This window comes from Psychrobacillus sp. 05T411 (assembly GCF_056396485.1).
Window position 1 is genome coordinate 79,328 of the sequence record NZ_JBFTLO010000010.1, and the last position, 26,206, is coordinate 105,533.

29 protein-coding genes are annotated in these 26,206 nt (G+C 37.0%); 19 read left to right on the forward strand and 10 right to left on the reverse strand.

Annotated elements, in window-relative coordinates; genetic code table 11:
• Positions 1-20 precede the first annotated feature (20 nt).
• Positions 21-1,370 (forward strand): branched-chain amino acid transport system II carrier protein, encoded by a 1,350-nt coding sequence (gene brnQ, locus AC1DFT_RS10450; protein WP_477919135.1) that lies wholly within the window; start codon positions 21-23, stop codon positions 1,368-1,370.
• 45 nt (positions 1,371-1,415) lie between these two features.
• Here brnQ and AC1DFT_RS10455 read toward each other — a convergent pair whose 3' ends face one another.
• Both AC1DFT_RS10455 and AC1DFT_RS10460 read right to left on the reverse strand, forming a co-directional pair.
• On the reverse strand, positions 1,416-2,060 hold the full coding sequence (locus tag AC1DFT_RS10455) for a GntR family transcriptional regulator (RefSeq protein ID WP_477919136.1): 645 nt from the start codon (positions 2,058-2,060) through the stop codon (positions 1,416-1,418).
• 87 nt (positions 2,061-2,147) lie between these two features.
• Positions 2,148-2,774, reverse strand: a complete 627-nt coding sequence (locus AC1DFT_RS10460; RefSeq protein WP_477919137.1) for a YfbR-like 5'-deoxynucleotidase — start codon at positions 2,772-2,774, stop codon at positions 2,148-2,150.
• 129 nt (positions 2,775-2,903) lie between these two features.
• Between AC1DFT_RS10460 and AC1DFT_RS10465 the strand changes: the two genes are divergently transcribed.
• The 3 genes from AC1DFT_RS10465 (at position 2,904) to AC1DFT_RS10475 (ending at position 4,925) form a co-directional block, all read left to right on the forward strand.
• The gene (locus tag AC1DFT_RS10465) at positions 2,904-3,389 is read left to right on the forward strand and encodes a TraR/DksA C4-type zinc finger protein (RefSeq protein WP_477919138.1); all 486 of its coding nucleotides are present in this window, start codon (positions 2,904-2,906) and stop codon (positions 3,387-3,389) included.
• Between the two features lie 78 nt (positions 3,390-3,467).
• Positions 3,468-3,857, forward strand: coding sequence for a thiol-disulfide oxidoreductase DCC family protein (locus AC1DFT_RS10470; RefSeq protein WP_477919139.1), 390 nt, complete (start codon positions 3,468-3,470; stop codon positions 3,855-3,857).
• Between the two features lie 63 nt (positions 3,858-3,920).
• On the forward strand, positions 3,921-4,925 hold the full coding sequence (locus tag AC1DFT_RS10475) for an NAD(P)/FAD-dependent oxidoreductase (RefSeq protein ID WP_477919140.1): 1,005 nt from the start codon (positions 3,921-3,923) through the stop codon (positions 4,923-4,925).
• A 68-nt stretch (positions 4,926-4,993) separates the two neighbouring features.
• On the opposite strand, the gene AC1DFT_RS10480 is transcribed toward AC1DFT_RS10475, so the two are convergent.
• Positions 4,994-5,368 carry a nucleotide excision repair endonuclease gene (locus AC1DFT_RS10480; RefSeq protein WP_477919141.1) on the reverse strand — a complete coding sequence of 125 codons (375 nt, stop codon included), beginning with the start codon at positions 5,366-5,368 and terminating at the stop codon, positions 4,994-4,996.
• A gap of 130 nt (positions 5,369-5,498) precedes the next feature.
• On the opposite strand from AC1DFT_RS10480, the gene AC1DFT_RS10485 reads away from it, so the two are divergent.
• The 7 genes from AC1DFT_RS10485 to AC1DFT_RS10515 all read left to right on the forward strand — a co-directional run bounded on the left by AC1DFT_RS10485 (position 5,499) and on the right by AC1DFT_RS10515 (position 11,158).
• A complete protein-coding gene (locus AC1DFT_RS10485) occupies positions 5,499-5,999 on the forward strand; it encodes a DinB family protein (protein ID WP_477919142.1) in 501 nt (166 codons plus the stop codon).
• A 72-nt stretch (positions 6,000-6,071) separates the two neighbouring features.
• A complete protein-coding gene (locus AC1DFT_RS10490) occupies positions 6,072-7,055 on the forward strand; it encodes a diaminopimelate dehydrogenase (protein WP_477919143.1) in 984 nt (327 codons plus the stop codon).
• 54 nt (positions 7,056-7,109) lie between these two features.
• Positions 7,110-8,054, forward strand: a complete 945-nt coding sequence (locus tag AC1DFT_RS10495) for a dipeptidase (protein WP_477919144.1) — start codon at positions 7,110-7,112, stop codon at positions 8,052-8,054.
• A gap of 147 nt (positions 8,055-8,201) precedes the next feature.
• A complete protein-coding gene (locus tag AC1DFT_RS10500) occupies positions 8,202-8,675 on the forward strand; it encodes a hypothetical protein (protein ID WP_477919145.1) in 474 nt (157 codons plus the stop codon).
• A 12-nt stretch (positions 8,676-8,687) separates the two neighbouring features.
• On the forward strand, positions 8,688-9,062 hold the full coding sequence (locus AC1DFT_RS10505; RefSeq protein ID WP_477919146.1) for a DUF3221 domain-containing protein: 375 nt from the start codon (positions 8,688-8,690) through the stop codon (positions 9,060-9,062).
• A 167-nt stretch (positions 9,063-9,229) separates the two neighbouring features.
• Entirely contained in the window at positions 9,230-10,402 is a 1,173-nt protein-coding gene (locus AC1DFT_RS10510; RefSeq protein ID WP_477919147.1) for an MFS transporter, read from the forward strand.
• Between the two features lie 147 nt (positions 10,403-10,549).
• Positions 10,550-11,158, forward strand: a complete 609-nt coding sequence (locus tag AC1DFT_RS10515; RefSeq protein ID WP_477919148.1) for an alpha/beta hydrolase — start codon at positions 10,550-10,552, stop codon at positions 11,156-11,158.
• Positions 11,159-11,227: 69 nt separating this feature from the next.
• Here the strand turns inward: AC1DFT_RS10515 and AC1DFT_RS10520 are convergent, their stop codons facing one another.
• Entirely contained in the window at positions 11,228-13,360 is a 2,133-nt protein-coding gene (locus AC1DFT_RS10520) for an MMPL family transporter (protein WP_477919149.1), read from the reverse strand.
• A 107-nt stretch (positions 13,361-13,467) separates the two neighbouring features.
• On the opposite strand from AC1DFT_RS10520, the gene AC1DFT_RS10525 reads away from it, so the two are divergent.
• Positions 13,468-14,100 carry a pentapeptide repeat-containing protein gene (locus tag AC1DFT_RS10525; RefSeq protein ID WP_477919150.1) on the forward strand — a complete coding sequence of 211 codons (633 nt, stop codon included), beginning with the start codon at positions 13,468-13,470 and terminating at the stop codon, positions 14,098-14,100.
• 42 nt (positions 14,101-14,142) lie between these two features.
• Here AC1DFT_RS10525 and AC1DFT_RS10530 read toward each other — a convergent pair whose 3' ends face one another.
• Complete coding sequence (locus AC1DFT_RS10530) at positions 14,143-15,141, reverse strand: inorganic phosphate transporter (protein ID WP_477919151.1); 999 nt, start codon at positions 15,139-15,141, stop codon at positions 14,143-14,145.
• A gap of 11 nt (positions 15,142-15,152) precedes the next feature.
• Entirely contained in the window at positions 15,153-15,773 is a 621-nt protein-coding gene (locus AC1DFT_RS10535; protein WP_477919152.1) for a DUF47 domain-containing protein, read from the reverse strand.
• Positions 15,774-16,040: 267 nt separating this feature from the next.
• On the opposite strand from AC1DFT_RS10535, the gene AC1DFT_RS10540 reads away from it, so the two are divergent.
• The 5 genes from AC1DFT_RS10540 to AC1DFT_RS10560 all read left to right on the forward strand — a co-directional run bounded on the left by AC1DFT_RS10540 (position 16,041) and on the right by AC1DFT_RS10560 (position 21,047).
• Positions 16,041-16,550: an NfeD family membrane protein gene (locus AC1DFT_RS10540; protein WP_477919153.1), complete on the forward strand. Its 510-nt coding sequence runs from the start codon at positions 16,041-16,043 to the stop codon at positions 16,548-16,550.
• Between the two features lie 18 nt (positions 16,551-16,568).
• Positions 16,569-18,092 carry a flotillin family protein gene (locus AC1DFT_RS10545; RefSeq protein WP_477919154.1) on the forward strand — a complete coding sequence of 508 codons (1,524 nt, stop codon included), beginning with the start codon at positions 16,569-16,571 and terminating at the stop codon, positions 18,090-18,092.
• A gap of 121 nt (positions 18,093-18,213) precedes the next feature.
• Entirely contained in the window at positions 18,214-19,146 is a 933-nt protein-coding gene (locus AC1DFT_RS10550; RefSeq protein ID WP_477919155.1) for an HD domain-containing phosphohydrolase, read from the forward strand.
• 14 nt (positions 19,147-19,160) lie between these two features.
• On the forward strand, positions 19,161-20,537 hold the full coding sequence (gene fumC / locus AC1DFT_RS10555) for a class II fumarate hydratase (protein WP_477919156.1): 1,377 nt from the start codon (positions 19,161-19,163) through the stop codon (positions 20,535-20,537).
• An 18-nt stretch (positions 20,538-20,555) separates the two neighbouring features.
• Positions 20,556-21,047, forward strand: coding sequence for a PCYCGC motif-containing (lipo)protein (locus tag AC1DFT_RS10560; protein ID WP_477919157.1), 492 nt, complete (start codon positions 20,556-20,558; stop codon positions 21,045-21,047).
• 106 nt (positions 21,048-21,153) lie between these two features.
• Here the strand turns inward: AC1DFT_RS10560 and rsiV are convergent, their stop codons facing one another.
• Both rsiV and AC1DFT_RS10570 read right to left on the reverse strand, forming a co-directional pair.
• Positions 21,154-22,029, reverse strand: coding sequence for an anti-sigma-V factor RsiV (gene rsiV, locus AC1DFT_RS10565; RefSeq protein WP_477919200.1), 876 nt, complete (start codon positions 22,027-22,029; stop codon positions 21,154-21,156).
• On the reverse strand, positions 22,023-22,520 hold the full coding sequence (locus AC1DFT_RS10570; protein WP_477919158.1) for a sigma-70 family RNA polymerase sigma factor: 498 nt from the start codon (positions 22,518-22,520) through the stop codon (positions 22,023-22,025). The genes rsiV and AC1DFT_RS10570 overlap by 7 nt, the downstream gene beginning before the upstream one ends.
• 183 nt (positions 22,521-22,703) lie before the next feature.
• On the opposite strand from AC1DFT_RS10570, the gene AC1DFT_RS10575 reads away from it, so the two are divergent.
• Together AC1DFT_RS10575 and AC1DFT_RS10580 are read left to right on the forward strand one after the other, a co-directional pair.
• Entirely contained in the window at positions 22,704-23,402 is a 699-nt protein-coding gene (locus AC1DFT_RS10575; protein WP_477919159.1) for an ABC transporter ATP-binding protein, read from the forward strand.
• Positions 23,392-24,687, forward strand: a complete 1,296-nt coding sequence (locus AC1DFT_RS10580) for an ABC transporter permease (protein WP_477919160.1) — start codon at positions 23,392-23,394, stop codon at positions 24,685-24,687. The genes AC1DFT_RS10575 and AC1DFT_RS10580 overlap by 11 nt, the downstream gene beginning before the upstream one ends.
• A 35-nt stretch (positions 24,688-24,722) precedes the next feature.
• On the opposite strand, the gene AC1DFT_RS10585 is transcribed toward AC1DFT_RS10580, so the two are convergent.
• Positions 24,723-24,986 carry a hypothetical protein gene (locus AC1DFT_RS10585; protein ID WP_477919161.1) on the reverse strand — a complete coding sequence of 88 codons (264 nt, stop codon included), beginning with the start codon at positions 24,984-24,986 and terminating at the stop codon, positions 24,723-24,725.
• A gap of 4 nt (positions 24,987-24,990) precedes the next feature.
• Entirely contained in the window at positions 24,991-26,172 is a 1,182-nt protein-coding gene (locus tag AC1DFT_RS10590; RefSeq protein ID WP_477919162.1) for a class I SAM-dependent methyltransferase, read from the reverse strand.
• Between the last annotated feature and the right edge of the window lie 34 nt (positions 26,173-26,206).

Below are 26,206 nucleotides of genomic sequence, written 5' to 3' on the forward strand. Positions count from 1 at the left end.
TATCACAGGAGGAAGAAAGAATGGACAAGAAAATATCATTTTCCAATTACCTTGTTATCGGGGTAATGTTATTTGCACTGTTTTTTGGAGCAGGCAATTTAATATTTCCAGCAAGTTTAGGACAAAACGCTGGTACTAACCTATGGCCGGCAGTTTTTGGTTTTTTAGCAACCGGAATAGGATTACCTTTCCTAGGTACACTTGCGATGGGCTTTTCAGGAAGTAAAAATTTACAAGATTTATCAAACAGAGTACATCCTATATTTGCGGTTATATTTACATCGTTATTGTACTTAACAATTGGACCGTTCTTTGCACTTCCAAGAACGGGAGCAGTTTCTTATGAGATAGGTATTTTACCTTTTATTCCTCAAGACTTTGCGCAGATTGGATTACTTATCTTTACAATATTTTTCTTTGGAATTACGATGTTATTTTCGCTAAATCCATCTAAAATTGTAGATAATGTAGGGAAATATTTAGCGCCGGGAATTATCATTGGTTTACTTATTTTATTAGTATTTGTTGTCTTTAAACCGATGGGTGGATTAGGGGAACCCCAAGGAAATTATGTGGACAAAGCATTTATGACTGGATTTACAGAAGGCTATAATACAATGGATGCACTGGCGTCCCTCGTATTTGGTATCATAGTTATCACTGCAATTCGATCAATGGGTGTTACGACAACGAAAGGGATTATTGGCGCAACAGCGAAAGCCGGGGGCGTTGCAATTTTCTTCCTAGGTGTCATTTATGCAGGTATTGCTTATTTAGGCGCAACTAGTACTGGACTTTTTGGCTTGTTTGACAATGGTGGGCCTGTGTTAAATAGTGCTGCAGAGCATTATTTCGGTTCTTTTGGAGCGATTCTTTTATCTATAGTAATCTTCTTGGCATGTCTGACTACAAGTATTGGTTTAACTACTGCATGTGGAGAATATTTTCATACACTATTCCCGAAGATTAGCTATAAGGCCTTTGTTATTTTCTTTAGTGTATTTACATGTATTATTGCTAACTTTGGTTTATCTAATATTATTACTTATTCAATTCCAGTTTTAATGTTGCTTTATCCTTTAGCGATTGTAATTATCTTGTTGACCTTCCTATCTCCATTGTTTAATCATGCGAGAATTGTCTATGGCACGGTTATGTTTGTTACATTTTTGATAAGTGTTATTGATGGTTTTAAAGCCTTATGCGGTTCTTTGGACATCGAATATTATGGGTGGTTGAAACCAATTGTATCGTTTTATGAGAATAGTTTACCGTTTTATGATGTAGGTTTAGGATGGTTGATTCCATTTATTATTGTGACGATTATTACTGGTATTATTGCAAGATTTCAACGAACGCAAATCGCTTAAAAGTAAAAGATTCATTCCCACTAAATAATGGGAATGAATCTTTTTTTAAAACTCTTCAATCGTATAAATCCAATTTGAACGCATTGTTTCTGCTAATTTTTGTGCATCTTTTTCTCGAAGAAGTTTAATAATTTCTTCATGCTGCTTGATGGAATATTCTCTTAAAATAATCTTTTCATAATAGAATAGTCTTCGCACATGTGCTTGAAGCATTTCTACCATGGAATGTATGTATGGATTACTCGCACTATCTACAATAATTTGATGAAACTCTTCATCTACTTTTAGAGCAGTAGAAAAATCTTTTGCGTGGAGTGCTTCTGCAAATTGTCTATTTTTTTCCTCCAGTAGTTGAAGTGTAGCTTCGTCTATATTTAGGATAGCGAGCTCTGCTGCAAGCGCTTGCAATACAGAGAGTGGGGGGAGAAGATTATTTATATCCTCTGTTTCCACCGACGTAACTTGTGTAGCTCTTCCTGGTTGCATGGATACGAAACCTTGTGACTCTAAAAGTTGCAGCGATTCCCGGATTGGTGTTCTACTAACACCCAACGCTTTTGCAAGCTCCAGATCATTTAACTTTTCTTGCGGTTGAAGCGTACCATCAATAATCCATTGCTGTAATTGGTTGAAAGCATGGAGTTTAGCAGTAGTGCGTACAGGTTTTGCGTGATTTACAGGTATTGGCATTCAATACCCTCCCTCCAATTGTCGTAATAGTTCAATAATAGTATACACTATATTATACGATATATCGTATTTTTGAGGAAAATATTTTTATTCGACTAGTATTTTCAATGTTATCGTTTTTACATCGATAACAGATTCCTCTGCTATTAAATCTTGAAGCATTACTTCTTTAAAATACGCAATACTTTTCGGTAGTGGTATTTTGAAAATCTTTCGAAGTGCATTTTCATACATTTTAAGAAACTCTGCATCCATATTTCCACGTTGCAATTCTGCAAAAGCCTCATATACTTGGTCTAGTTTGTCCGCAAGCTCTAATAATTTACCTTCAATTGTTTCGTCTTTTCCTTCTTTCATTCTGTCGAAAAATACGGTGTGGAATTCTTCGGGTATCTCGTGTTTTATGAAGTTTTCCATCATTTTTTCTTCTACGTGAGAAAGCATTTGTTTCAATTCAGGAGAAGCATGCTTGACGGGTGTTTTAATATCACCGATAAAAATTTCTGCAAAGTCGTGATTAATGGTTTTTTCGTAAAGTGATTTCCAATTGATTGTAGCACCATTATTTTCTTCTATTGTAGCAAAGAACATCGCGTATTGGGAAACCTTCCATGAATGCGCCGCAACATTATGCTCTTCAAATTTAAAACGTCCAGGAGCTCGAATAATTCTTTCTAAATCATTCATGCTCATAAAAAACTTATGAATTCCCATAACTATCACTCCTTATATAGTTATCATACTCCATTTGTTGAATTTAATGTAATGTTTCAATCACGGGGGGAATTTGTTTTATTTTGATGAAATATGGGAATCCTACTAAGTAATGAAGGAGGAGTCCAAATGACAAATTATGATGAATTAAAAATTACATTACTTAAACGTTTAGACGAAGTAGAACATAGTATAGATAATGATGAAGAATTTGAAACAACCGAGTTATCTAATTACGATAATCACCCTGCGGATAATGCAACAGACTTAACAGATAAACACACAAGGTTAGCGCTACGAAGACACTATGAAGATGAGATAGCAGATATAAAGGAAGCTTTAACGGCAATAGATAATGGTACTTACGGCAAATGTACAGAATGTGGAAAAGAAATCCCACTTGAAAGATTGGAAGCTGTTCCAACCACGACTACTTGCGTAGAGCATGCCCAGCAGGAAGTGAATGAGGAAATACGTCCACTAGAAGAATCATTATTAAATTCTACAACTGATCAACCAGTAGATGACGAAGACCCTCGAATAAGGGATTATGAAAACAGCTTTGAAATTTTAGAAGAAGTTGGTTCTTCCGATACTCCTTCTGATAAACAATAAATAGGATGCCTCAGTATGCCTATGTACTGGGGTTTTTTCTATGATAACTGATATACTGTTAGAAAGGAGGAGGTTCATATGACTGCTATTATTTTGTTTGACGGGGAATGCAATTTCTGCGATGCAAGCGTTCAATTTATTATTAAAAGAGATCCTCGTGGTTATTTTCGCTTTGCGGCTTTACAAAGTGAAGTTGGCGAGGATCTAAAGAAAAAGCATTTAATTGCCGACAATCTGGATAGTGTGATAGTAATTGATAATAATACAGTATATGATTCCTCAGATGCAGCGCTTGAAATTTGTAGGCACTTAAATGGAATGTGGAAAGCTTTTTATCTGCTCAAAGTATTTCCTAGGTCGTTTAGAAATAGTGTATACAAAATAATTGCGAAAAATAGATATAAATGGTTCGGGAAAAAGGATAATTGTACAATACCGACTCCAGATATACGAAATCGATTTCTGTAAGGTCGGTCCAATTTATGTTAAGCTATAGTTGAGAATCATTTTCATTCTTGGAAATACAGTGAGGTGGAAGTAGTAATGGAAGAGGAATTGTACGATGTAATTATTATTGGTGGTGGCCCAACAGGATTATTTGCATCCTTTTATGCGGGACTACGCGATTTGAAAGTGAAAATAATAGATAGTTTGCCACAATTGGGTGGGCAGTTAATGGAGCTTTATCCTGATAAATATATATACGATATTGGTGGACTTCCTAAGATTTTAGCCAAAGATTTAGTGGCAAATTTGGAAGAACAAGCTGCTTATAGTAATCCAACAATTTGTTTGGAAGAAACGGCAATGTCGCTTGAAAAGTTTCCAGATTATTTTGTATTAACAACGGATAGAACAGTGCATTATTCGAAAACAATATTGCTTACTTCTGGTATTGGTTCTTTCCAACCTAGGAAGTTAAATGTTCCGGGAGCGGTTGAGTATGAAGGGAAAAACCTTCATTATAAAGTGCAAGATATTAATCATTTCAAGGACTCGAATGTACTTGTATTAGGTGGTGGAGACTCTGCGCTCGATTGGTCTTTGATGTTGGAGAATGTTGCTTCAAATGTAACCATTTGTCACCGAAAAGAACAATTCACGGCTCATGAAATGACTGTCCAACAATTAGAAAGTTCTAATGTACAAGTGAAAACACCATTTGTTGTAAAAGAATTAGTTGGAGATGCTGAGAATATACATGAAGTGGTGATCGTTGCCAAAGATAAATCGGAACAACGGCTTCCCGTAGACCATGTTATTGTCAATTACGGTAACGTTGCATCTCTTGGACCTTTGAAAACATGGGGACTGGATATGCAAAAAAATTCAGTCGTGGTCAATGAAAAAATGGAGACGAATATAGAAGGAATATATGCTGCAGGTGATGTGTGTACGCATGACGGAAAAGTAAAACTGATCGCTGTTGGATTTGGAGAAGTACCGATTGCAATAAGCCATATTAAAACGTTTATCGATCCAAAATCACGGGTTCAACCACTTCACAGCACAAGCATTTTTGAAACTGTAAAGTAACTGAAAAGGATAACTAAAAAAACACAAAGGGTAGATTAATCTACTCTTTGTGTTTTATCATAGAACTCTTATCTAAAAAATGCTTTGTCGATATTGTACTTCGATTTTAATGTGTTAATCGCATACGTTTCATAAATTTCACGATCCATGGCTTCATCTACTATACATACGCTGATTTTATATACCTCGTCGCGGTGTTTAATCATTGGGGATACATTGTCTTCAAAGTGCTTTTTAATACGTTGTCTTATTTTACGTGCTTTCCCGACGAATAAAAGCTCATCATTTTTGTTATAAAACATAAAGATGCCACCTTTATCACGAGGGAGTTGGTGGAAGTCGATAAACCCGTAAATAGCTGGAATTTCGATATCGCCTTCTTTTAGTAATTGTTCACGCTGGGTGATTGTTACGGTTGGTTTCGGTAATTCTATTTTAATCAATTCGCTCACGTCCTCTTATTGTCTGTCCTTTAGTCTACCATAACATGATGGTAATATCTATTCGCAAGTAAGCAGGAATCTACCTTTAGTATATCGAAATATAGTGTATAGACAGATTTGGAGGGATATTATGATTAGAACTTTAGAAGACTTTTTGACAAACTGGAGACATGAATCTGATTCGACACTAAAAATATTCAATACACTAACAGATGAATCTTTAAAACAAAAGGTTTATGAAGAAGGAAGAACGCTAGGAACACTTGCTTGGCATATCGTTGTGACAATCGATGAAATGATTGGGAAAACGGGATTACAATTCAATGCTACTCCGCACGATGCCGCAAAACCAATAACGGCCAAACAAATGGCTGTGGCATACAAAGAATCAAGTAATGCAATGGTACAAGCGATAAAAGAACAATGGTCAGATGCGACGCTTCTAGAAGAAAAGGATATGTACGGAGAAACGTGGACTGTTGCAACTATACTTCAAGTATTAATATCCCATCAAACACATCACAGAGGTCAAATCACTGTATTAATGAGACAAGCAGGATTAGCTGTGCCAGGAATGTATGGTCCATCAAGAGAAGAATGGCTAGCATTTTCTGAAGAAGCTCCTGAATAATTATTCGTTGACTGTTGGGTATTATGCATGTATTTTTAATAGTAGGAAATCGTAATTATGGAGGAAAAGTAAATGAGTAAAATTCGAATTGGTATTATTGGTTACGGAAACTTAGGAAGAGGAGTCCAACTAGCGGTAAAACAAAATCCTGATATGGAGTTAGTTGGTGTATTTACTAGACGTGACCCATCAACCGTTGAGGTAAATGATGCTTCGGTTGGAGTATATTTGGTGGAAGATGCAAAAGATTTTCAAGATAAAATTGATGTGATGATTTTATGTGGTGGTTCTGCTAAAGATTTACCGGAACAAACACCAGAAATAGCGCAAATTTTCCATACGGTAGACAGTTTTGATACACATGCATTAATCCCGGAGTTTTTTGATAAAGTGGATAAAGCAGCGAAAGCTTCTAACAAAATAAGTGTTATATCAGTTGGATGGGATCCAGGCTTATTCTCATTAAACCGATTGCTTGGAGAAGTAGTACTTCCAGAAGGTAATACATATACATTTTGGGGAGACGGTTTGAGCCAGGGACATTCTGATGCGGTACGCCGAATTGAAGGAGTAAAAAATGCGGTCCAATATACGCTTCCTGTAAAAGAAGCGGTAGAACGTGTGCGCAACGGAGAGCATCCGACACTATCCACACGTGAAAAACACACAAGAGAATGTTATGTAGTATTAGAAGATGGAGCGAGTCAGGAAACAGTGGAGCAGCAAATTGTCACTATGCCAAACTATTTCGCTGACTATGATACAACAGTACACTTTATTTCGGAAGAAGAATTACAACAAAACCATAGTGGGATGCCTCATGGTGGATTTGTTATTCGAAGTGGTGAAAGTGGTACAAAGGAAAAACAATTAATGGAGTTTTCATTGAAGCTAGAAAGCAATCCTAATTTTACATCTAGTGTGTTAGTTGCGTATGCAAGAGCAGCATATCGTTTAGGACAAACTGGTCAAAGTGGTGCAAAAACGGCATTTGATATTCCACTTGGACTACTTTCACCAAAATCTGCTGAACAACTTCGTGCGGAATTACTATAAAATTCAACCGGTACTTCTTATTAGAAGAGTGCCGGTTTTTTTAGGAGATAAGAGATGAAAATTTACGACTTACATTGTGATGTACTATTTAAACTTGCTAAAGAAGATGCACCGATTTCTTTTACAGATTCACCTTTATTACAAGCAAATAAAGAACGACTAAAAGCTGGTAAAGTAGCTTTACAAGTATTCGCCGTCTTTGTATCGGAAGGATTTCCGAAAGAAAAGCAGTTCATGGAGGCTGTCCGACAAATTGAATTTTTCCATACCGAAATTGTTGGAAAACATGATGATGTAGTAGCAATTTATAAATGGAAGCAACTTGAAACGCTTCAAGAAGGACAAATTGGTGCGGTATTATCATTGGAAGGCTTGGATATGCTGGATGGAGATATAGAAAGGCTAAAATTGCTACTATCCCATGGGGTGAAATTAGTTGGTCTCACGTGGAATGGTGCAAATGCTATAGCTGACGGTGCAGCAGAGGAATCGGGAACTGGCTTGACCTCATTTGGTAAAGAGGTTGTGACCTTATTAAATGAGCAAAATATTATTATCGATGTTTCTCATTTAAGCGAAAAGTCATTTTGGGATGTACTTCCAAAAGCGAAATGGCTCATGGCAAGTCACTCGAATGCTAGGGCCGTATGTGACTCTAATAGAAATTTAACAGACCAGCAACTAAAAGCATTAATCGAAAAAGAGTCACCTATTCATATTGTTTATTATCCACAATTCATCAACAATTCTGAAAAGAATGTGGGTATGTCGGATTTGGTACAACATGTTGATCATATTGTATCTCTTGGTGGAGAACATCTAATAGGATTTGGCTCTGACTTCGATGGTATAAGTGAATTTGTAGATGGATTGGAAGATGCTTCAAAAACACAAAATTTAGTGCATTATTTATTGAAAACTTATGCAACAGAAAAGGTTCAAGGATTTGCATCACAAAACTTCGGTCGATTTGTGAGTCAAATTAGCAAGGAGGAATAAGACAATTGGGGAGTTTACCAGATTGGTTTTTTGCAGTCGCTATTGCAGTAGTTATTTGTTTTATAATTGTTGCAGAATGGTGGACGCGTAGAGGTTAAGGAGTGTGCTATACTAAACAAATGAAAAAAGAAAAGAAAGAGGAATCACATGCTAACATTTGAAGAAAAAGAAGCAATTATACAAGAATTTCCGGAACTTACTCGAAAAGAAGTTTCGATGAAACGGGTAAATTACCATTACGAAGAAAGCTTATATGAAAAGACCACAGTCGTTTACCATCTTCATCCGAATGGAAATGGATTTGTCTATGTAGGAGATCTTCCACAATATGAGGAAGCCAATGACAAGGGACTTTTGAATATCCGGGAGGCTTCTGCCGACGATTTAAGAAAAACAATTAAAGACTCCATTGCCTATTTAGCGACGGAGGAAGAAGAGGTTACCGAGGAAGAAGTAGAAGAAGAGTGGAAAAACAAAGAAAATTCGAAGCTAACATTGTTACAAGAGGATGAAATGTGGAATATTTATCATGGCTATAACTTAGAAGAAAGTTTCGGTTCTTATGCAGAAGCAAAGGCATATTTACTAGAAGAAGGCTTCCGAAAAGTGGCTGCTAGGTAAGGGGGATTTCACATGAAAGGGAGATCTACTGTTGCGATTATGTTAGTTCTTACGCTTATAGCGATTGGTGCTATCTTTTATTTCATCATGCAGTTTTATGAAAAAAATCCAACCCAATCTCAGCCAACTGGATATATGACTGGAATTATTGTAGACATGAACAACACGAATATTCTCGTTGTGGATGATTTGACGGCTGAGGAAGCAGAAAAACTTTCTGCACAAGAAGCAATTGACAGCGGAAAAGATGCAACCTGGTTTACCATTACAATGGCCATGCGGGATATGCTAGAACTATATGACGAAGTAAAGGTTGGTTATGATAGTTTAGCGGAGTCTTATCCAATGCAAGGAACGGCAAAAACGCTTGAAAAGTTGAATGAATAAAGGAAAAGAGTTACTCGGAGTTCATCGGGTAGCTCTTTTTTATGTAGTAGCGAAATATTGAGAAATGTTATTTAGATGTAAATTTTAATTAGTTTCTTGTATAGTGTTGAGAGCCGTGGTATTCTTTTGCAAGTGTACAATTATTTTTGAATGAAAGTAGGTAACAAATGACGAAAGATCAACGAAAGAAATTATTAGTTTTAATGATAAATATGTTTATCGCGATAGGGAGTTTTGGTATTATTATTCCTATTTTACCGGCGTATTTGAAGTCTATCGGACAAGGTGGAACGGCAGCAGGACTCATGATTGCGATATTTGCTGGGGCACAGCTAATTATGTCGCCAATTGCTGGGAAATGGGCAGACAAATATGGTAGACGAATTATGATTATTGCAGGTTTAAGCGGCTTGGCATTATCTATGTTCGTCTTTTATTTTTCAGATACTGTAGGTGTTTTATATGTGTCACGTGTGATAGGCGGTATAGGTGCAGCGTTATTAGTACCGGCAATTTTTGCGTATGTGGCAGATATTACAACAATGGATCAGCGAGCGAAGGGAAATAGTTTTATCTCTGCAGCCATGTCACTTGGTATTGTTATTGGACCTGGTATCGGTGGTTTTCTAGCCGATTTTGGTTTGAAAATGCCTCTTTTGATTTCTGCAATTGTAGGAGTTTTAGCGGTTGTCTTTTCATTGTTCGTACTAAAGGAGAGTAAACCGGAAAATAGTACGGCTCCTGAACATAAACCTGAGCCTATGGTGAAAGAAATCGTACAATCGGTTAAGAAACCATATTTCGTTCCACTTGTTATTACACTCGTGATGAGCTTCGGGTTAATGGCATACGAATCCGTTTTAGGCCTCTTTGTGGACAATGAATTCGGAGCTTCACCACAAGACATTGCATGGATGATAACCGCTACTGGTATTGTCAGTGTAATTGTTCAATTATTAGTTGTTGACTGGATTGTTCGCCGTTTTGGAGAAGCGAACGTGTTAAGGTTGTTTTTAGGTATCGCTGCTTTAGGGTTTCTCCTTTCGATTTTCGTGTCCAGTTATGTGTTTTTCTTTGTCATTACGATGATTATTTTCCTTTCCACTTCCATTTTACGTCCAGTACTTACGACGTTAATCTCGAAGCTAGCAGGACAGGAACAAGGTTTTGCAATGGGGATGAATAATGCATATATGAGTATTGGAAATGTGCTAGGACCACTTTTAGCAGGGTTATTATATGATGTGCATATTATTTATCCCTTTGTTTTAGGCTTGATCGTCCTAGTTCTTACAATGATTGGATCGATTTTGTGGAAGGGTACGAAGCAAATAGTATAAGAAGAGCTGTTCCGTAATTGAATTACGGAACAGCTTTTTTGTTAGTTGGAAAATGGGGAGTTTAGTTGTGAATCACTTTATTTGACCAAGAAAATGTTTCGCGTTATAATTATCTCGAATTCAAGATATTTGAAAGGAAGTTTTAATATGAAACATGTTTTTTATAAAGGCGACGACCAATCTAAACCAACATTATTACTATTGCACGGGACTGGCGGAAATGAGCATGATCTAGTTGGACTTGGTAAAGAAATTGACGGAGCGGCTAATATATTAAGTGTTCGCGGAAATGTATTGGAAAATGGGATGCCACGTTTTTTCAAACGTTTAGCTGAAGGTGTATTCGATATGGAGGATTTAATGTTCCGTTCGGAAGAATTGAAAAACTTTATTGATGAAGCAGCGGAAAACTATGAATTTGATCGCGATAATGTAGTAGCAATTGGTTATTCGAACGGTGCTAATATTGCAGCTAATCTTTTATTCGAATATAAAAATGTGTTAAAAGGTGCTATTTTGCATCATCCAATGGTTCCTAGACGTAGTGTAGAACTTCCAGCCTTATCTGATGCACCTGTATTTATCGGAGCGGGGAAAAATGACCATATGTGCCCAGCGGCAGAATCTGAGGAATTACGTGACTTACTTCAAGCTGCCGGAGCAAATGTAGAGCTGTATTGGCATTCATACGGACATCAATTAACACAAGATGAAGTGCAAGCTGCCAAGGATTGGTATCAAACAAAATTTAAATAAAGAAAAGACCAGAAGAAAATAGTTCAATTTTCTTCTGGTCTTTTTCATTTAGTTGAAAATAATGCAAGATTAATGCCATTTACTAGCTTTATAAGGTCCTTTTCTAAATGGCATCCACCAATTCCACTTTCCGAATAGCTTCATCAAGCTCGGAACTAGTAGTAATCGAATAATGGATGCATCAATCGCCACAGCAATGGCAATGCCGATTCCAATTTGCTTCACTGGCATTACATCTGTAAAAGCGAAAGCGCCAGTGATGACAATCATGATTAGCGCAGCAGACGTAATGATCTTACTCGTTGAAGTAAGCCCGTCAATTGTAGCGGCAGTGTTATCTAAACTTTTCGAGTACTCTTCTTGAATACGGGATATTAGAAACACCTCATAGTCCATGCTGAGTCCGAAAACTAAACTAAATACGATGACCGGGATAATGAGTGCAATCGTCGTCTCTTCTATTCCGAAATGTCCGTACTGGAATATATAAACGAGAATTCCGAAAGTAGAGGATAAACCGATCACATTCATAATAATTGCCTTCAATGGGATTAAAATAGAACGGAAAGCAATCATTAATATGACAAATGTAGATCCTAGAATGATTGCAAGGAGCATACCTACTTTATCAAATATCTCATCGAAAATTTCTTGGTTGAACTTAGGCTGTCCGCCTAGTATTATATCGACACCCAAGTCTTTTTCGGACCATTCGCGAGCCCAGTCTTGAGCTTCGTTAGAGGAACCGTTCAAATCTAGTGTTACTGGGATTAAGAGCTTATTTCCTTGAACAAATGACGAAAGCAAAGGGGTTAACTGTGCTTTCACTTCAGGAATCTGTATGCTTTGCTCCCACTGTTGGACTGTAGCAATATTGCTAGCACTAAAGATTGTATTAACTGAATCTACATCTTTATCAACTAATAATTGATCTTCTATTTTTTTCATCATTTCAAGCCCGTCTGTGTTTTCCCAGCCATCACTACGTTCAGCAATCATATAAACAGTCGATTTTTCACCTAATCCGAACTCCCTATCCATTAATTCATAAGCTTGGCGAGAATCGTATGTAAGTGGCAATGAATCTACTTGCGGAATCGTCAATTTCATATCCTTTACAGGAATAATACCAATGCCTAAAACGATGAGCGCTACTAAAACAAGTGTCACGGGACGCTTCATCACGAAAGCGGCAAAGTTCCGCCATCTAGTTGAAGCACCAGGTTTTACTCGAATAATCGTCCATTTATTTATACGATCTTTCATTAATAATAAAAGGGAAGGCAGCAAAGTGATAGAAGCTAACACGGCCATAAATACGACAAGCATTCCACCAAGTGCTAGGTTTTGGAATATCTCGACTTTCATAACGAGCATCGCGCCTAAACCGATGAACACACAAACTGCAGAGAAAATAATAGAGCGACCGGCAGTTTGAATCGACGTTTGAACTGCATCTGCAATAGATTGTTTTAACCTTTCTTCCTTATAGCGATTAATAAGAAGGAGCGCAAAATCAATACTTAATGCAAGCMCAAGCATTGGAATAATATTCAATACAAAAATCGATAAATTCATTGTTTCGCTAAATAAAGTCATGACCCCGAATGTAGAAACAACTGTTACAATACCAACGATAAGCGGGACAAACGCAGCAACTACGCTACCAAAAGCAAGAAGTAGCACAATAATCGCAATCGGTAGACCAATTGCTTCTGCACTAGCTAGATCTTTCTGGCTGGCTACATTAATGTCTTTATTAATAGCAGCGCCCCCGGTTAATGTAACCCCTTTTTCACCATCGATAGAAGTGCGGATTTTATCTACTACATCTGGCATATCTGCTGTGTCGCCACTGAAATGTAACATGGCATAAGCAACATGTTCCTTATAAAGGGAAGGTTCGTCTAATGGTGATTGAATCGTTTCAGCAAGTTGTAAATCTTCAATCTGTGCTATTGTTTGCTTGATTGTGTCGTTTGTTGATTGATCGAAAACTATAAATAGAGTCTCCGCAGGAAGATCAAAAGTATTCGTTAATTCATCCATCACTTGCTGATGCTCGCCGTTTGTGCTAAACCCATCACCTTCCAATAAACCCGGCAAACGGAGAGCGAGCACTGCTAAAGCAATAAATAGGACCAACCAAGAGATCAATATAGTTTTGTAATAACGTGTAACTATATTAGACAACCAGTACATATAGTTTCCTCCTCATACTAAATAACTTTCTTCATTGTACTAGAAAGAAGCGAGAATATACTAATATAATGTTAAGATAAAAGGAACAAAGAAAGGGAGGAATCGAGTTGAAAATTACTCCACCGAAGCTTCGTAGCTTTTTACCTGAACTAGATGTAAATAGTGCACTTCTAGAAGACAATTTTGTATCAGAAGGAATTGTAACGTTTTTAGAATTGGAAGAGGAGCAAGAAAACAAAATCATTTTTGACCAAGTACACTTTCAAGGGGTTTCAATGGAAGGGGTTCGATTTCATCAAGTCGAATTTGTGGACTGCTTGTTTGAAAAATGTGATTTGTCCAATGTAGATTTTGGAAATGCAGTATTTCACAGGGTAGAGATGAGAAACTCCAAGCTATTAGGAACGAATATTTCTGGAAGTAGACTAACAGATGTGAGGATAGAAGACTCCGTTGCCAATTATTTAAGTATGAGTTTTTCTAAATTAAAAAAGGTAGCTTTTAAACAAACATCTATCAATCGTGCCGACTTTATAGAAGCGTCATTTGATAAAGTAGGCTTCGAAAAATGTGAATTAGATGGTGCCAATTTCACGGAAACGGATTTAAAAGGAATAGATTTGAGTACGAACATATATGAACAACTTACAGTTACGATGGAAAATCTTGCGGATTGCATCGTATCGACAGAACAGGCAATTGGCTTTGCAAAATCACTCGGTTTAATCATTAAAGAATAAGTCATACAAAAAAACCTCGTCTTTTCAGACGAGGTTTTCAAATTAGAAAAATAAGTTAAGTACTTGGAAGATAACTCCCGCTAAAACTGCGGAAATTGGTAATGTAATAATCCAAGTTAAAACGATTTTCTTCGCAACTCCCCATTTTACACCTTTGGCACGTTGAGCAGTTCCAACTCCCATAATTGCAGATGAAATAACATGTGTCGTGGAAACTGGTAAATGAATAGTTGTTGCGCCAAAAATAATCATGGCAGATGATAAGTCAGCGGCAGCTCCATTGATAGGGCGGATTTTCATAATCTTACCGCCAACCGTTTTAATAATTTTGTAGCCACCAATGGATGTACCTAGTCCCATTGCAGTTGCAGCGGCAATTCGTACCCATAACTGGATATCATCATTTGTTTGCCACTCAGCAGCGATTAAGGCCATTGTAATAATCCCCATTGCTTTTTGTGCATCGTTCGTACCATGTGTAAAGGATTGTAATGCTGCAGTTCCGATTTGAAACGTACGGAAACCTTTATTTGTTCCATATAAGCTTGTCTTTCTAAAAAGCACTTTGAATAAAGACATCATTAAAAATCCAACTGCTAACGCTAAAAATGGTGAAATAAGCAGTGCTTGAATGATTTTAATGAATCCTTCCCAGTTCAAAACGGCAAACCCAGCAGCAGAAACGGCAGCTCCTGCGATAGAACCGATTAAAGTATGCGAAGAACTGGAAGGAATACCGAAATACCAAGTAACTAAATTCCAAATAATAGCTGAAAATAGTGCAGCCAAAATAATGAGGGAACCATTTTGTAATACGAACGGATCAACGATATCCTTTGTAATTGTTTTTGCAACCCCAGTAAAAGTAAGTGCTCCAACAAAGTTCATTATAGCTGCCATTAATACAGCAACTCTTGGTTTTAACGCTCTTGTTGAAACAGAAGTTGCTATAGCATTAGCCGTATCATGAAACCCGTTTATGAAATCGAAGGCTAAAGCAAAAACGACAACAAGAATTGTAAGAATTAAAATAGAATCCATAGGACGTGCTCCTACGCATTTCGCATGATAATTGCTTCAATCGTAGTAGCTACGTTTTGGCAATAATCTGCAACTTCTTCTAGTTTTTCGTATATATCTTTAAACTGAATAATTCGAATCGGGTCTTTTTCATTTAAAAACAGTTGTTTAATAGATGAACGAAGTACTTCATCACATTTACGCTCGTAATCTTTAATAAGAACGGAATGCTCATGCATTTTAAGTAGTTTTTTCTGTGCAAGAAGTTCCATTGCTTTTACAATTTCATCTGTACTTTTCACGATATACTCTAAAAAAGTACGCATAAAATCATCGATTTCAAGAAGTGAGAACATTTCTAAATTAGCTGTAAAATCATCAATGCCATCTAAAATATCATCCATTCTAACCGCTAGTTGCAAAATATCTTCTCGTTCAATAGGAGTCATGAATGATTTATTAAGCATAACAATCAGCTCATGAATTAATTTGTCTCCTGCAGTCTCATAGTTCTTCACATGAACACTGATTTCCTTTAAATCTGAAATGGAATTAACACGGAAATCATCTGTATAGTGTGCTGCTTCTTGCACGTTTTTTGCGATATTTAACAATGATGAGAAAAAGGGATCTATTTTTTTTGAACCAATCATAAAAAAAGCCTCCTGGACTTTAAAGTTTATTTTTCAACGTTTTTCCTCAAATAGCATACCAAAAAAATTACAAAATCTACACACTTTTTACGTCTATTTATCAAAATTTACAATGCTGTAACATTGCTTCCTAAAATAAGGGTTTAAACAGTCGAATGAAAGCGCTTTTTAATGAATGAAATTTAAAAATTTATAACAATGTAAAAATATGAAACTTTCCGTGAGTTAACCCGTATAAAAGATTAGAGAGGCATAAGGGAGAAAGGGGTGAGGAAAATCGAACAAATCTTCTTGTATGGATTATTCGTTATTGGTTTAATCACGATATTATATGTGCTGTTTGCAGATGCAATTGATGGAATGGATAGTGGGATTTTGAATCCGACGACAATACTTACCTTCTTATTATTTATATGTGCGACCGGATTTATACTTCTTAAATTAACGAACTGGAACGATGAAATAATCATTATAGTAGCACTTGTAGTTTCGAGCGTTATAACTTTTTTATTATATTTCTTTGTACTTGTTCCATTAGCTTCTGCAGAAGTTTCGACAGCATATACGAATGAGTCACTGCAAGGCCAGGTAGCACGAGTAATTGTTCCGATTCCGATTGATGGTTATGGAGAAATCGTGATCGAAACGGTAAATGGAATTATTTCGAAAAGAGCAGTTGGATATGACAAGGAAGAGATAGATTATGACAAGCAAGTATTAATCATTGATATTGAGGACGGCACATTTTTAGTGAAAGAATATGAGCCGTTAAAATAATAAATAGGGGGAATAAAAATGGATATGGGACTTTTAATAGTAATAGGAATTGTTGTTTTTGTTTTAATCGTTGTACTTGCAGTATATATTACGAAATATCGCACTGTAGGTCCTGACGAAGCGCTAATCGTAACCGGTAGTTATTTAGGATCCAAAAACGTTCATACCGATGATTCAGGAAACCGCATTAAAATAATCCGCGGTGGCGGTACATTCGTATACCCGGTATTTCAACAAGGTGAACCACTTAGTCTTTTGTCAAGTAAGCTAGAAGTTACAACACCTGAAGTATATACAGAGCAGGGTGTTCCTGTTATGGCAGATGGAACGGCAATTATAAAAATTGGTGGCTCTATTTCTGAGATTGCAACCGCAGCGGAACAATTTTTAGGAAAATCAAAAGCAGATCGTGAGAATGAAGCAAAAGAAGTACTAGAAGGTCATTTGCGCTCTATATTAGGGTCTATGACGGTAGAAGAAATTTATAAAAATCGTGATAAGTTCTCCCAAGAAGTGCAACGAGTTGCTTCTCAAGACTTAGCAAAAATGGGATTAATCATCGTTTCCTTTACGATTAAAGATGTTCGTGATAAAAACGGTTATTTAGATTCACTAGGGAAACCGAGAATTGCGCAAGTGAAAAGAGATGCAGATATTGCGACTGCAGAGGCAGAAAAAGAAACTCGTATTAAACGTGCAGAAGCTTCCAAAGATGCGCAGCGTGCTGAAATAGAACGTGCAACTGAAATTGCAGAAGCAGAAAAAGACAATCAATTAAAAGTGGCAGAATATCGCCGTGAACAAGATATCGCAAAAGCACGTGCTGACCAAGCATATGAATTAGAAACTGCACGTTCTAAACAAGAAGTAACGGAGCAAGAAATGCAAATTCAAATTATCGAGCGTCAAAAACAAATTGAGTTAGAAGAAAAAGAAATTTTACGACGTGAAAAACAATACGACTCTGAAGTGAAGAAAAAAGCTGACGCAGACCGGTATGCAATTGAACAAAATGCTGCAGCTTCTAAATCTCGAGAAATTGCAGAAGCAGATGCTGAAAAATACAGAATTGAAGCAAAAGCGAAAGCCGATGCAGAAAAGGTACGATTAGACGGTCTTGCAAAAGCCGATGCACAGCGAGCGCAAGGGGAATCGGAAGCCGATATCATTCGTCTAAAAGGTCTTGCCGAAGCCGAAGCAAAACGTAAAATTGCAGAAGCATTTGATATGTACGGTCAAGCAGCTGTTTTAGATATGATTGTCCATATGTTACCGGAATATGCGAAACAAATTGCAAGCCCACTTTCCAATATCGACAAAATTACAGTGGTAGATACAGGAAGTGGAGAAGGTGGCGGTGCAAACAAAGTGACTTCTTATGCAACTAATTTAATGTCTACCTTACAAGAAACATTAAAAGCTTCATCCGGAATCGATGTAAAAGAAATGCTCGAAAACTACTCTGGTAAAGGGAATATTCGACCAAGTATTGAACAACTCACGGAAGAAATAAAAAAATCTAAAGTGGAGCAAGAGGCATAAGCTATTTGTAAGCCGAGAAAAACTTTCTCGGCTTTTTTCGCCGTATTTCATTTATTCTAAATAAACTATATAATATACACATATTACGTAGAATATTGTCAAATGAATGGAGGCGAATAGCATGCTAACAATCGAACAGGTACAGGATCTTAAACAAAAGATGTATTTGCCAAAAGTTGTTACAGATAAATCGGTAACGACTTACATTGGGAGTGCGAATGGAATTTCCTATTCTTTATATACGCTTATCCCAAATAGTGCTTCTTGGATTCACTATACTCCGAATGATGATGATTCATTTACAGAGCGATATACCATTTTGAGTGGGGAACTAGAGGTGGATGTAGAAGGAAAGAAAATTATCTTATGTCCGGGTGATGTCATAGATACAAATATAAATCCCGCTGTTCATACTTGTTATGCAAAAGAAACTGTAGAAATGTTATTTGAAATGACCTCTTCTTTTTTTGAGAAAAACTTTACGGAACGATATATTATTCAACGCGATGCAAGAAAAATACAAGAAGTGGATGGCTATACATACCATCATTGCGCTCGTATTAGAGATTATTCGATTGAACTTTGGAAAAGAATGGAGCCGAAGCAAAATGTGTCGATTCTAAGTGTAGGTTCCTATTTTCATGATATAGGTAAACTAGCAATTCCATTAGATATATTAAACAAACCTAGTAAATTAACAGAAAAAGAATGGAACATCATCAAAATGCATACGACATTAGGTGCTGAAATGATGCGAAAGCATGAAGTAGAATGGTTACGGAAAGCTGCTTTTATTGTAGAAGAGCATCATGAGCGGTATGATGGAAAAGGATATCCATACGGGTTAATGGGAAGCGAAATTTCATTGGAGGCTTCCATTGTTTCCGTTGTAGATGCCTTCGATGCCATGACGACAAACCGTGTATATAGAGACGCTATGACGATTGAAGATGCTATACAAGAGATGAAAGACGGAAGAGGTACCCAATTTAATCCGATTGTAGTGGATGAGTTTTTGAAAATGTTAGAAGAAAACAACAACAAATGGATCTAAAAGGAGAGAGAAAAATGTCTTATCGTATTGAGCATGATTCTATGGGAGAAATTCGAGTTCCGCAAGATAGCCTTTGGGGTGCACAAACACAAAGGTCCAAAGAAAACTTTAAAATTGGTGCTGAAAAAATGCCAATTGGTGTTGTCCATGGACTTGCCTTATTAAAAAAATCTGCCGCAATAGTTAGTCACTCTCTAGGAAATCTTTCAGAAGTCAAAAAAGATGCTATCGCAGCAGCAGCAGATGAAATTTTAGCAGGAAAATTAGATATGCATTTCCCACTTGTCGTATGGCAAACGGGTAGCGGTACACAATCGAATATGAATGTAAACGAGGTTATTGCACATCGTGGCAATCAACTTCTAGAAGCACAAGGAAGCCAAGAGCGACTTCATCCCAACGATGACGTCAATAAATCTCAAAGTTCCAATGATACATTCCCAACAGCCCTGCATATTGCAGGAGTGCTTGCCGTAGAGCAAAAACTATTACCTGCAATCGATGTATTAAAAGAAACACTTGGCAAGAAATCCGAAAAATTTATGGATATCGTGAAAATCGGACGTACACATTTGCAGGATGCTACTCCACTTTCACTAGGACAAGAGTTTAGTGGATGGCATAGAATGCTAGAAAAATCTTCTAAAATGATTGCGCAAAGTGTGTCCGACATGAAGGAGCTAGCAATCGGTGGAACAGCGGTAGGTACGGGTTTGAATGCACCAAAAGGATTTGGCGATTTAGTTGCAGCTGAAATTTCAAAAGCATTGGGCATTGAATTTACTTCCGCCAAAAATAAATTCCATTCTTTAACAAGCTATGACGATGTCGTGTATGTGCACGGGGCGGTAAAAGCACTTGCCGCAGACTTAATGAAAATCGCTAATGATGTTCGCTTACTTGCAAGTGGTCCACGCTCCGGTATTGGAGAAATTTCCATTCCGGAAAATGAACCGGGAAGCTCGATTATGCCAGGTAAAGTAAACCCAACACAAAGTGAAGCGATGACAATGGTTGTTGCACAAGTTATGGGTAATGATACGACGATCAGCTTCGCAGCAAGTCAAGGGAACTACCAATTGAATGTTTTCAAACCAGTCATCATTCATAATTTCCTACAATCTGTAGAATTACTAAGCGATGCAATTATTAGTTTTAACAACAATTGCGCGGTTGGCATTGAACCAAACTTAGAAACAATCGAACATCATGTAAACAATTCACTCATGTTAGTGACTGCCTTAAACCCGTATATCGGTTATGAAAATGCAGCAAAAATTGCAAAACATGCACATAAAAATGGGTCGACATTGAAAGAAGCGGCAGTAGCACTTGATTTATTGACTGCTGAAAAGTTCGATGAAATCGTTCGTCCGGAAAAAATGATTTAAGAAGAGAGATTGCCTATTATGAAAAAAATACTATTTATATGCCTTGCTTCTATATTAGTTCTTTCAGCATGCGGACAGAAAACGACCAAAGAAGATCATGAGGGGCATGAAGAACATATCGCACACTTAGCAAATGGCGATTTACAAGAAACAACTGCATCAACAGATGTGTTACCAGCATTTTTAGAAAACCAGTCGGAAGATATGCAACTTGTTTATCAAGCAGCAGCAAAGGCTCATGATATTTTAAAATGGATGCCTTGTTACTGTGGTTGCGGAGATAGTGCAGGGCATAAAGATAACTTTAACTGTTTCGTTCACGAGATAAAAGAAAATGGAGAAGTTGTGTGGGATGACCACGGAACAAGATGTGCAGCTTGTGTAGAAACGGCGATAGCTAGCATCTCCATGGTACAAGAAGGCAAATCTTTAGTAGAAATTCGAAATGCTATCGATGAGGCTTATAAAGAAGGTTATGCAGCACCAACCAAAACTCCGATGCCATCATAATTAGCAAAACTGCTCCTACTCACTAGTTTGTGAGAAGGAGCAGTTTTTCGTTTAATTTAAGGGGTAGAACCGGATAATCAACTAGTTCGATTTTGCAACCAGTCCATTATTTTATATAGTAATCACTTATGAGATATTCACTTATCACTTCAGTTGGAATTTCAAATGTCAGAACACCCATATAACCTGGGGCTATTTCATATTTGTCAAACGAAATTGTTAGCTTATGATCTGCAGTTATGGAGAAAGTTTGATCCGGGCGAATAGCTTCGAATACGAAACCTATTTCGTCCTTATCATCGATCCAATATATTTTATTAGAGTCATTTGCCATTTGTTTTGCCATTTCATCTTTTAAATAAGTAGAAATAGCCTCGATATACGCATCATTTTTAAATAAACTTGGTAATGTAATTAGTATCTGGTTTTTCTTATCAATCGTATCTGTACGCATTGTTGTAGAAGATGATCCAACTGTATTCACTTCATAACGACTAATAGAAAGAATATCCTCTGTATCCGTTACTACTTCATACGTAGATGTTACACCTAGATGCCCACCGCCTGCTTCCTCTAATTCCTTTATTTCTTTTTGGAAGCCTTCATAAAGTGCTTCATTTTCTGCGATATATTTTTCATTTAACATTTGTTCTAATTCCTTATTTTCCAGTCCAGTAACTATTGGAGTTTTTAAGTCGGCGTTATAAGTGTCTTCATCAAGCTTAATGGCCTGAAAGGTGACGACTTGAACAAATTGCCCAAGCAGAGGGAGGGTTGCAAGAGATTGTGCGAGTGCGGGGCTTACATTCACACTAGTTGTAAACAATGCTGCCGCTGCAACTAAGCCAAGTCCCCATTGTTTGAAAGGCTTCTTCTGTTTTCTGTTTGCTTTTTTAATAGAGTTTTTCACTATATTATTTAATTCCTCAGGGATTTCAATTTCTTCGTATTTCTTTTTGGCATCTTGTAACTTTTTCATAATTCCACCTTCTCTTCCATATTGACTCGTAGTTTTCGAAGTGCTGCATACAATCTCGTTTTGATCGTATTTGTATTTTCCTGTTGTACTTCTGCTATTTCATCAATTTTTAAATCCTCAAAATATCGCAAAACGATAATTGTTTTATATGGTTCTTTTAGATGATCGATGGCTTCATATAAATCATAGTCTTTTTCTAAATCATGTTGCTCAGGTAAAAGGGAATGAAGAATATCATCGTCCATTGTTTGCATACGTCCATGCTTTCGAATGAAATCGATGGATGTATTTACAACAATTCGATAAAACCATGTTTTAATATATTGCACTTCCTCTAAACAATCAATCGAGTTTAATGCTTTAATAATACTGTCTTGAATAATATCCAACGCATTTTCTTTATTTTTTACATAACTAAAAGCTAGCCGATAATAATCGTTTTGATGTTCTACTATATAGTTTTCAACAAGTTGAAATTTTTCCTTTTTCGTCATGACGTTTTTGAACTCCTTTTTCCCGTACCCGCGATTACGTTTCAATGATTAGACGGGCAAGTGTTATGGAAAGTTTGAATGATTCTAAAATAATTCTTAAGAAATTCTTCATATTTATCCTTCCAAAATGTTAAGAAACAATCTGTACACTAAATAAAGTAGCAAGACGGAAGGAGAAAACAAATGATACAAGTACAAAATGTTAATCATACATTTCTAATTGGAAAAAAAGGAAAAGAAAAGAGGGTACCCGTCCTAAAAGGATTATCCTTTGAAGTAGAAAAAGGGGAAATCGTTGTGATTGTAGGAAAAAGTGGATCGGGAAAGTCCACGTTACTACATACAATAGCAGGATTCATGAGTCCAGAACAAGGATCCATAATAGTGAATGACCAAGAAACCGCTAGCTTGAATGAAACCGAAAGAGCGCAGTTCCGATTAAATAATTTTGGCTTCATCTTTCAAAACTTTCAACTCATGCCTGGGTTGACCGCATTTGAAAACATTGAGCTACCATTGAAATTAAAAGGAATAGCGGCGAAAAAAAGAAAAGCAAGCGTGCAACAGTTATTGAGTAAAGTAGGACTCACGGAAGTAGCAGACCATTACCCAAATGAATTATCAGGCGGACAACAGCAGCGCGTTAGTATTGCCCGAGCATTGATTACAAATCCTCCAATTCTTTTCGCAGATGAGCCAACTGGTAGCTTAGATTCGGAGACAGAACAAGATATATTGTTATTAATACAAGACCTCAATCAAACACTGGGGGTAACATTCGTTATTATTACGCATGATGAAGAAGTCGCTAACATCGCACATCGTAAATTCAGAATGCGTGACGGGGAATTAGTGAAAGGAGATACAAGCAATGTTATTTAAAGATCAGGTCGACTTTGTACGCCAGCATATAAAGAAAAACAAATTACGTGTATTTATGACCATACTTGCCGCAACAATGGGGTGTGCATTTTTAATCGTACTAGCTTCCATCGGATTTGGCATACAAGATACGATGCGTCAAGAAGTATTAGAAGATCAAGCTATTACCGAAGTTGAAGTGTATACAAATGATGGAGAAGAAATCGATATTTCTAAAATTAGAGCAGTGGAACATGTAGATGCAATTGTACAAAGAACTCGTATGGACATCATGACAGTTTCTCAACTAGAAAATCGTTCGCTTGAAGGTAGTATGCTGCTTACTAATTTTGCAGAAGAAGAAAAATCAAATCTCAAACTATCTGAAGGGCGTATGCCTACGAAGGACAATGAAATCATTGTAGGCTACCAGTTTGCAGAGAACTTATTAACGGATACGGAACGCCAGGAAATGGAGAAAAGTACGGAAGAAGAAGCGGAATCTAAGGGAGGATACAAAGAGAGTTTAATCGGAAAAACGATTTCTATGTCACTTCAATCATATGAATCGGAAGAAGCTTTCCCGGAAAACTGGGATTTTACGATTGTAGGAGTAACGGAGAAACCGGCGAGGGATTGGTTTGTCGATACGAACATGCTATTAGATGAGTCATGGAAGGACAAGTTTCAGGAAGTGTACGAAGTGAATGTGGAAGGAGAGAATACCGACTTATTCTACTCTAGCATGAAAATCTACACTTCTAGCTTAGAGCATGTAAAATCGGTAACGGAAGACCTAAAAGAAATGGGCTATAGTGTGTATTCCGTTTCAGAACAATTAGAGCAGTTAGATGTCTTTTTCATGGCATTTAAAATAGGGCTTATCTTTGTTGGGACAATCGCCGTATTAATAGCTTCCATCGGTATTTTTAATACGATGACAATGGCGGTAACGGAGAGAACTCGTGAAATCGGTGTAATGAAAGCAATTGGCGCAAGTCCTAAACTGATTCAACGCTTGTTTTTGATGGAAAGTGCATGGATCGGTGTAATTGGGACAGTGCTAGCAGTCATCATTTCTTATGCTGTAAGTTTCCTAGCAAACTGGATATTGCCGATGGTAGTAGGTGCAGCCTTAGGGGAGGAAGAGTTCGAAGGTATATCGATGACCTTTTCTTTAATCCCTTGGCAACTTGTGGTCATTGCTTCTGTTATTAGCATTAGTGTTGCAATGATTTCAGGGTGGAGACCAGCACGAAAAGCAACGAAAATAGATGTCATTCAAGCATTAAGACAAGAGTTATAAAAAGAAAGGTCGTCCCCGTTTTTGGAGACGACCTTTTACTGTGAAATGGTGACATAAGCGAAGAATAGGGCTAGTACAACCGCTACATTTAGTAAGTTGTAATTCATTCGCGAAATTTTTCTATCCATTTTCTCCGATTTGTTGATAAATACTATCCCTAAAAAGGTGATTAAAATCGCTAATAACAAGGCGATGATCGGGGACATATTATATACTCGTACATCGATGAAATGCACAATAATGATAGCGATAGCCATTGCTATACCATAGGCTACTTTTTTAAATGTCGGTTCTTTCATGATTTCAACTCCTATCCGTGGTACTAGGCATCATTTCTTTCAATTCATTCTCCAAAAAAGGATCTGCATTTAACATTTGCTTAAACTGTTTATAACCTTCCATTTGTTCATCGGTCGCTATTTTCCCGTTCTTATAAGCTCGTATTAATATATTTTTCGGCGTATTTTCCATATCAATAAACTCCACTAATTGTGCCTCATAGCCGACCATATTTAATATTTCTGCTCGAATGGAGTCCGTTGCGAGTGCTGCAAAGCGTTCTTTTATGAGTCCGTGCTTTAACATAATATCAAGACCAGGTGCATCTAGCTGTCTATTTAACTCATGCTGGCAACAAGGGACACTTAAAATAACACTGGCTCCCCATTTTACTGCACGTGCAAGGGCCATATCTGTTGCAACGTCACAAGCATGGAGTGTAACAACCATATCTACAGCTGTTTCGTCGTTGTAATCATTAATATCTCCAACTAAAAACTCGAGTTGTTCATAGCCTAAATCGTCTGCAATCTGCGCACATTCCTCAATAACTTCCTTTTTCAAATCCAAACCAGTCACTCGAATATCGAGACCTTTTTCGATTTTTAAATAATGATAAAGTGCAAAAGTTAAATATGATTTCCCAGATCCAAAATCGAGAATCCGCACAGGTTTATCCTTTGGTAAATGGGCAAGAGCATCGTCGATAAACTCCACAAAACGGTTAATTTGCTTGAACTTATCGTATTTTTGCTTTTTCACTTTTCCTTCCTCGGTTTGTACGCCTAAACGAATAAGAAAAGGATAGGGAGTGTTTTCATCTAACAAATAATTCTTTTTACGATTATGCGAGAGATTCACTGTTTTTGCAGCTTCTGTTTTCTCTGATTTCCACATTACTTTGTTTTTCTTAGAAAGTTGGGCTTGTACTTTTTCTGTTACGAAATCCGCATGAATTTGGCGGAACTGTTCTAACAGGTCTTCTAGTGTCTCCGCAAAACTTTCTAGTGGAACATTTTCATGTTTTAAAATGCGTTCATATTGATATTCTAGTTGAATGTGATATTTATTTTTTATTTCGATTGGCTTTAGTTTAACGCGCTTTACTTCATTAGACTTGGCACGTGGCTGACTGATCGTTGCAGCAACCAACTGCTTTTTTCCAACTTGTTCTATTAGATATGTTTTCATTTCTTGAAATTCCATACGATTCGCCTTCTTTTTCCGTAATATACTTGGA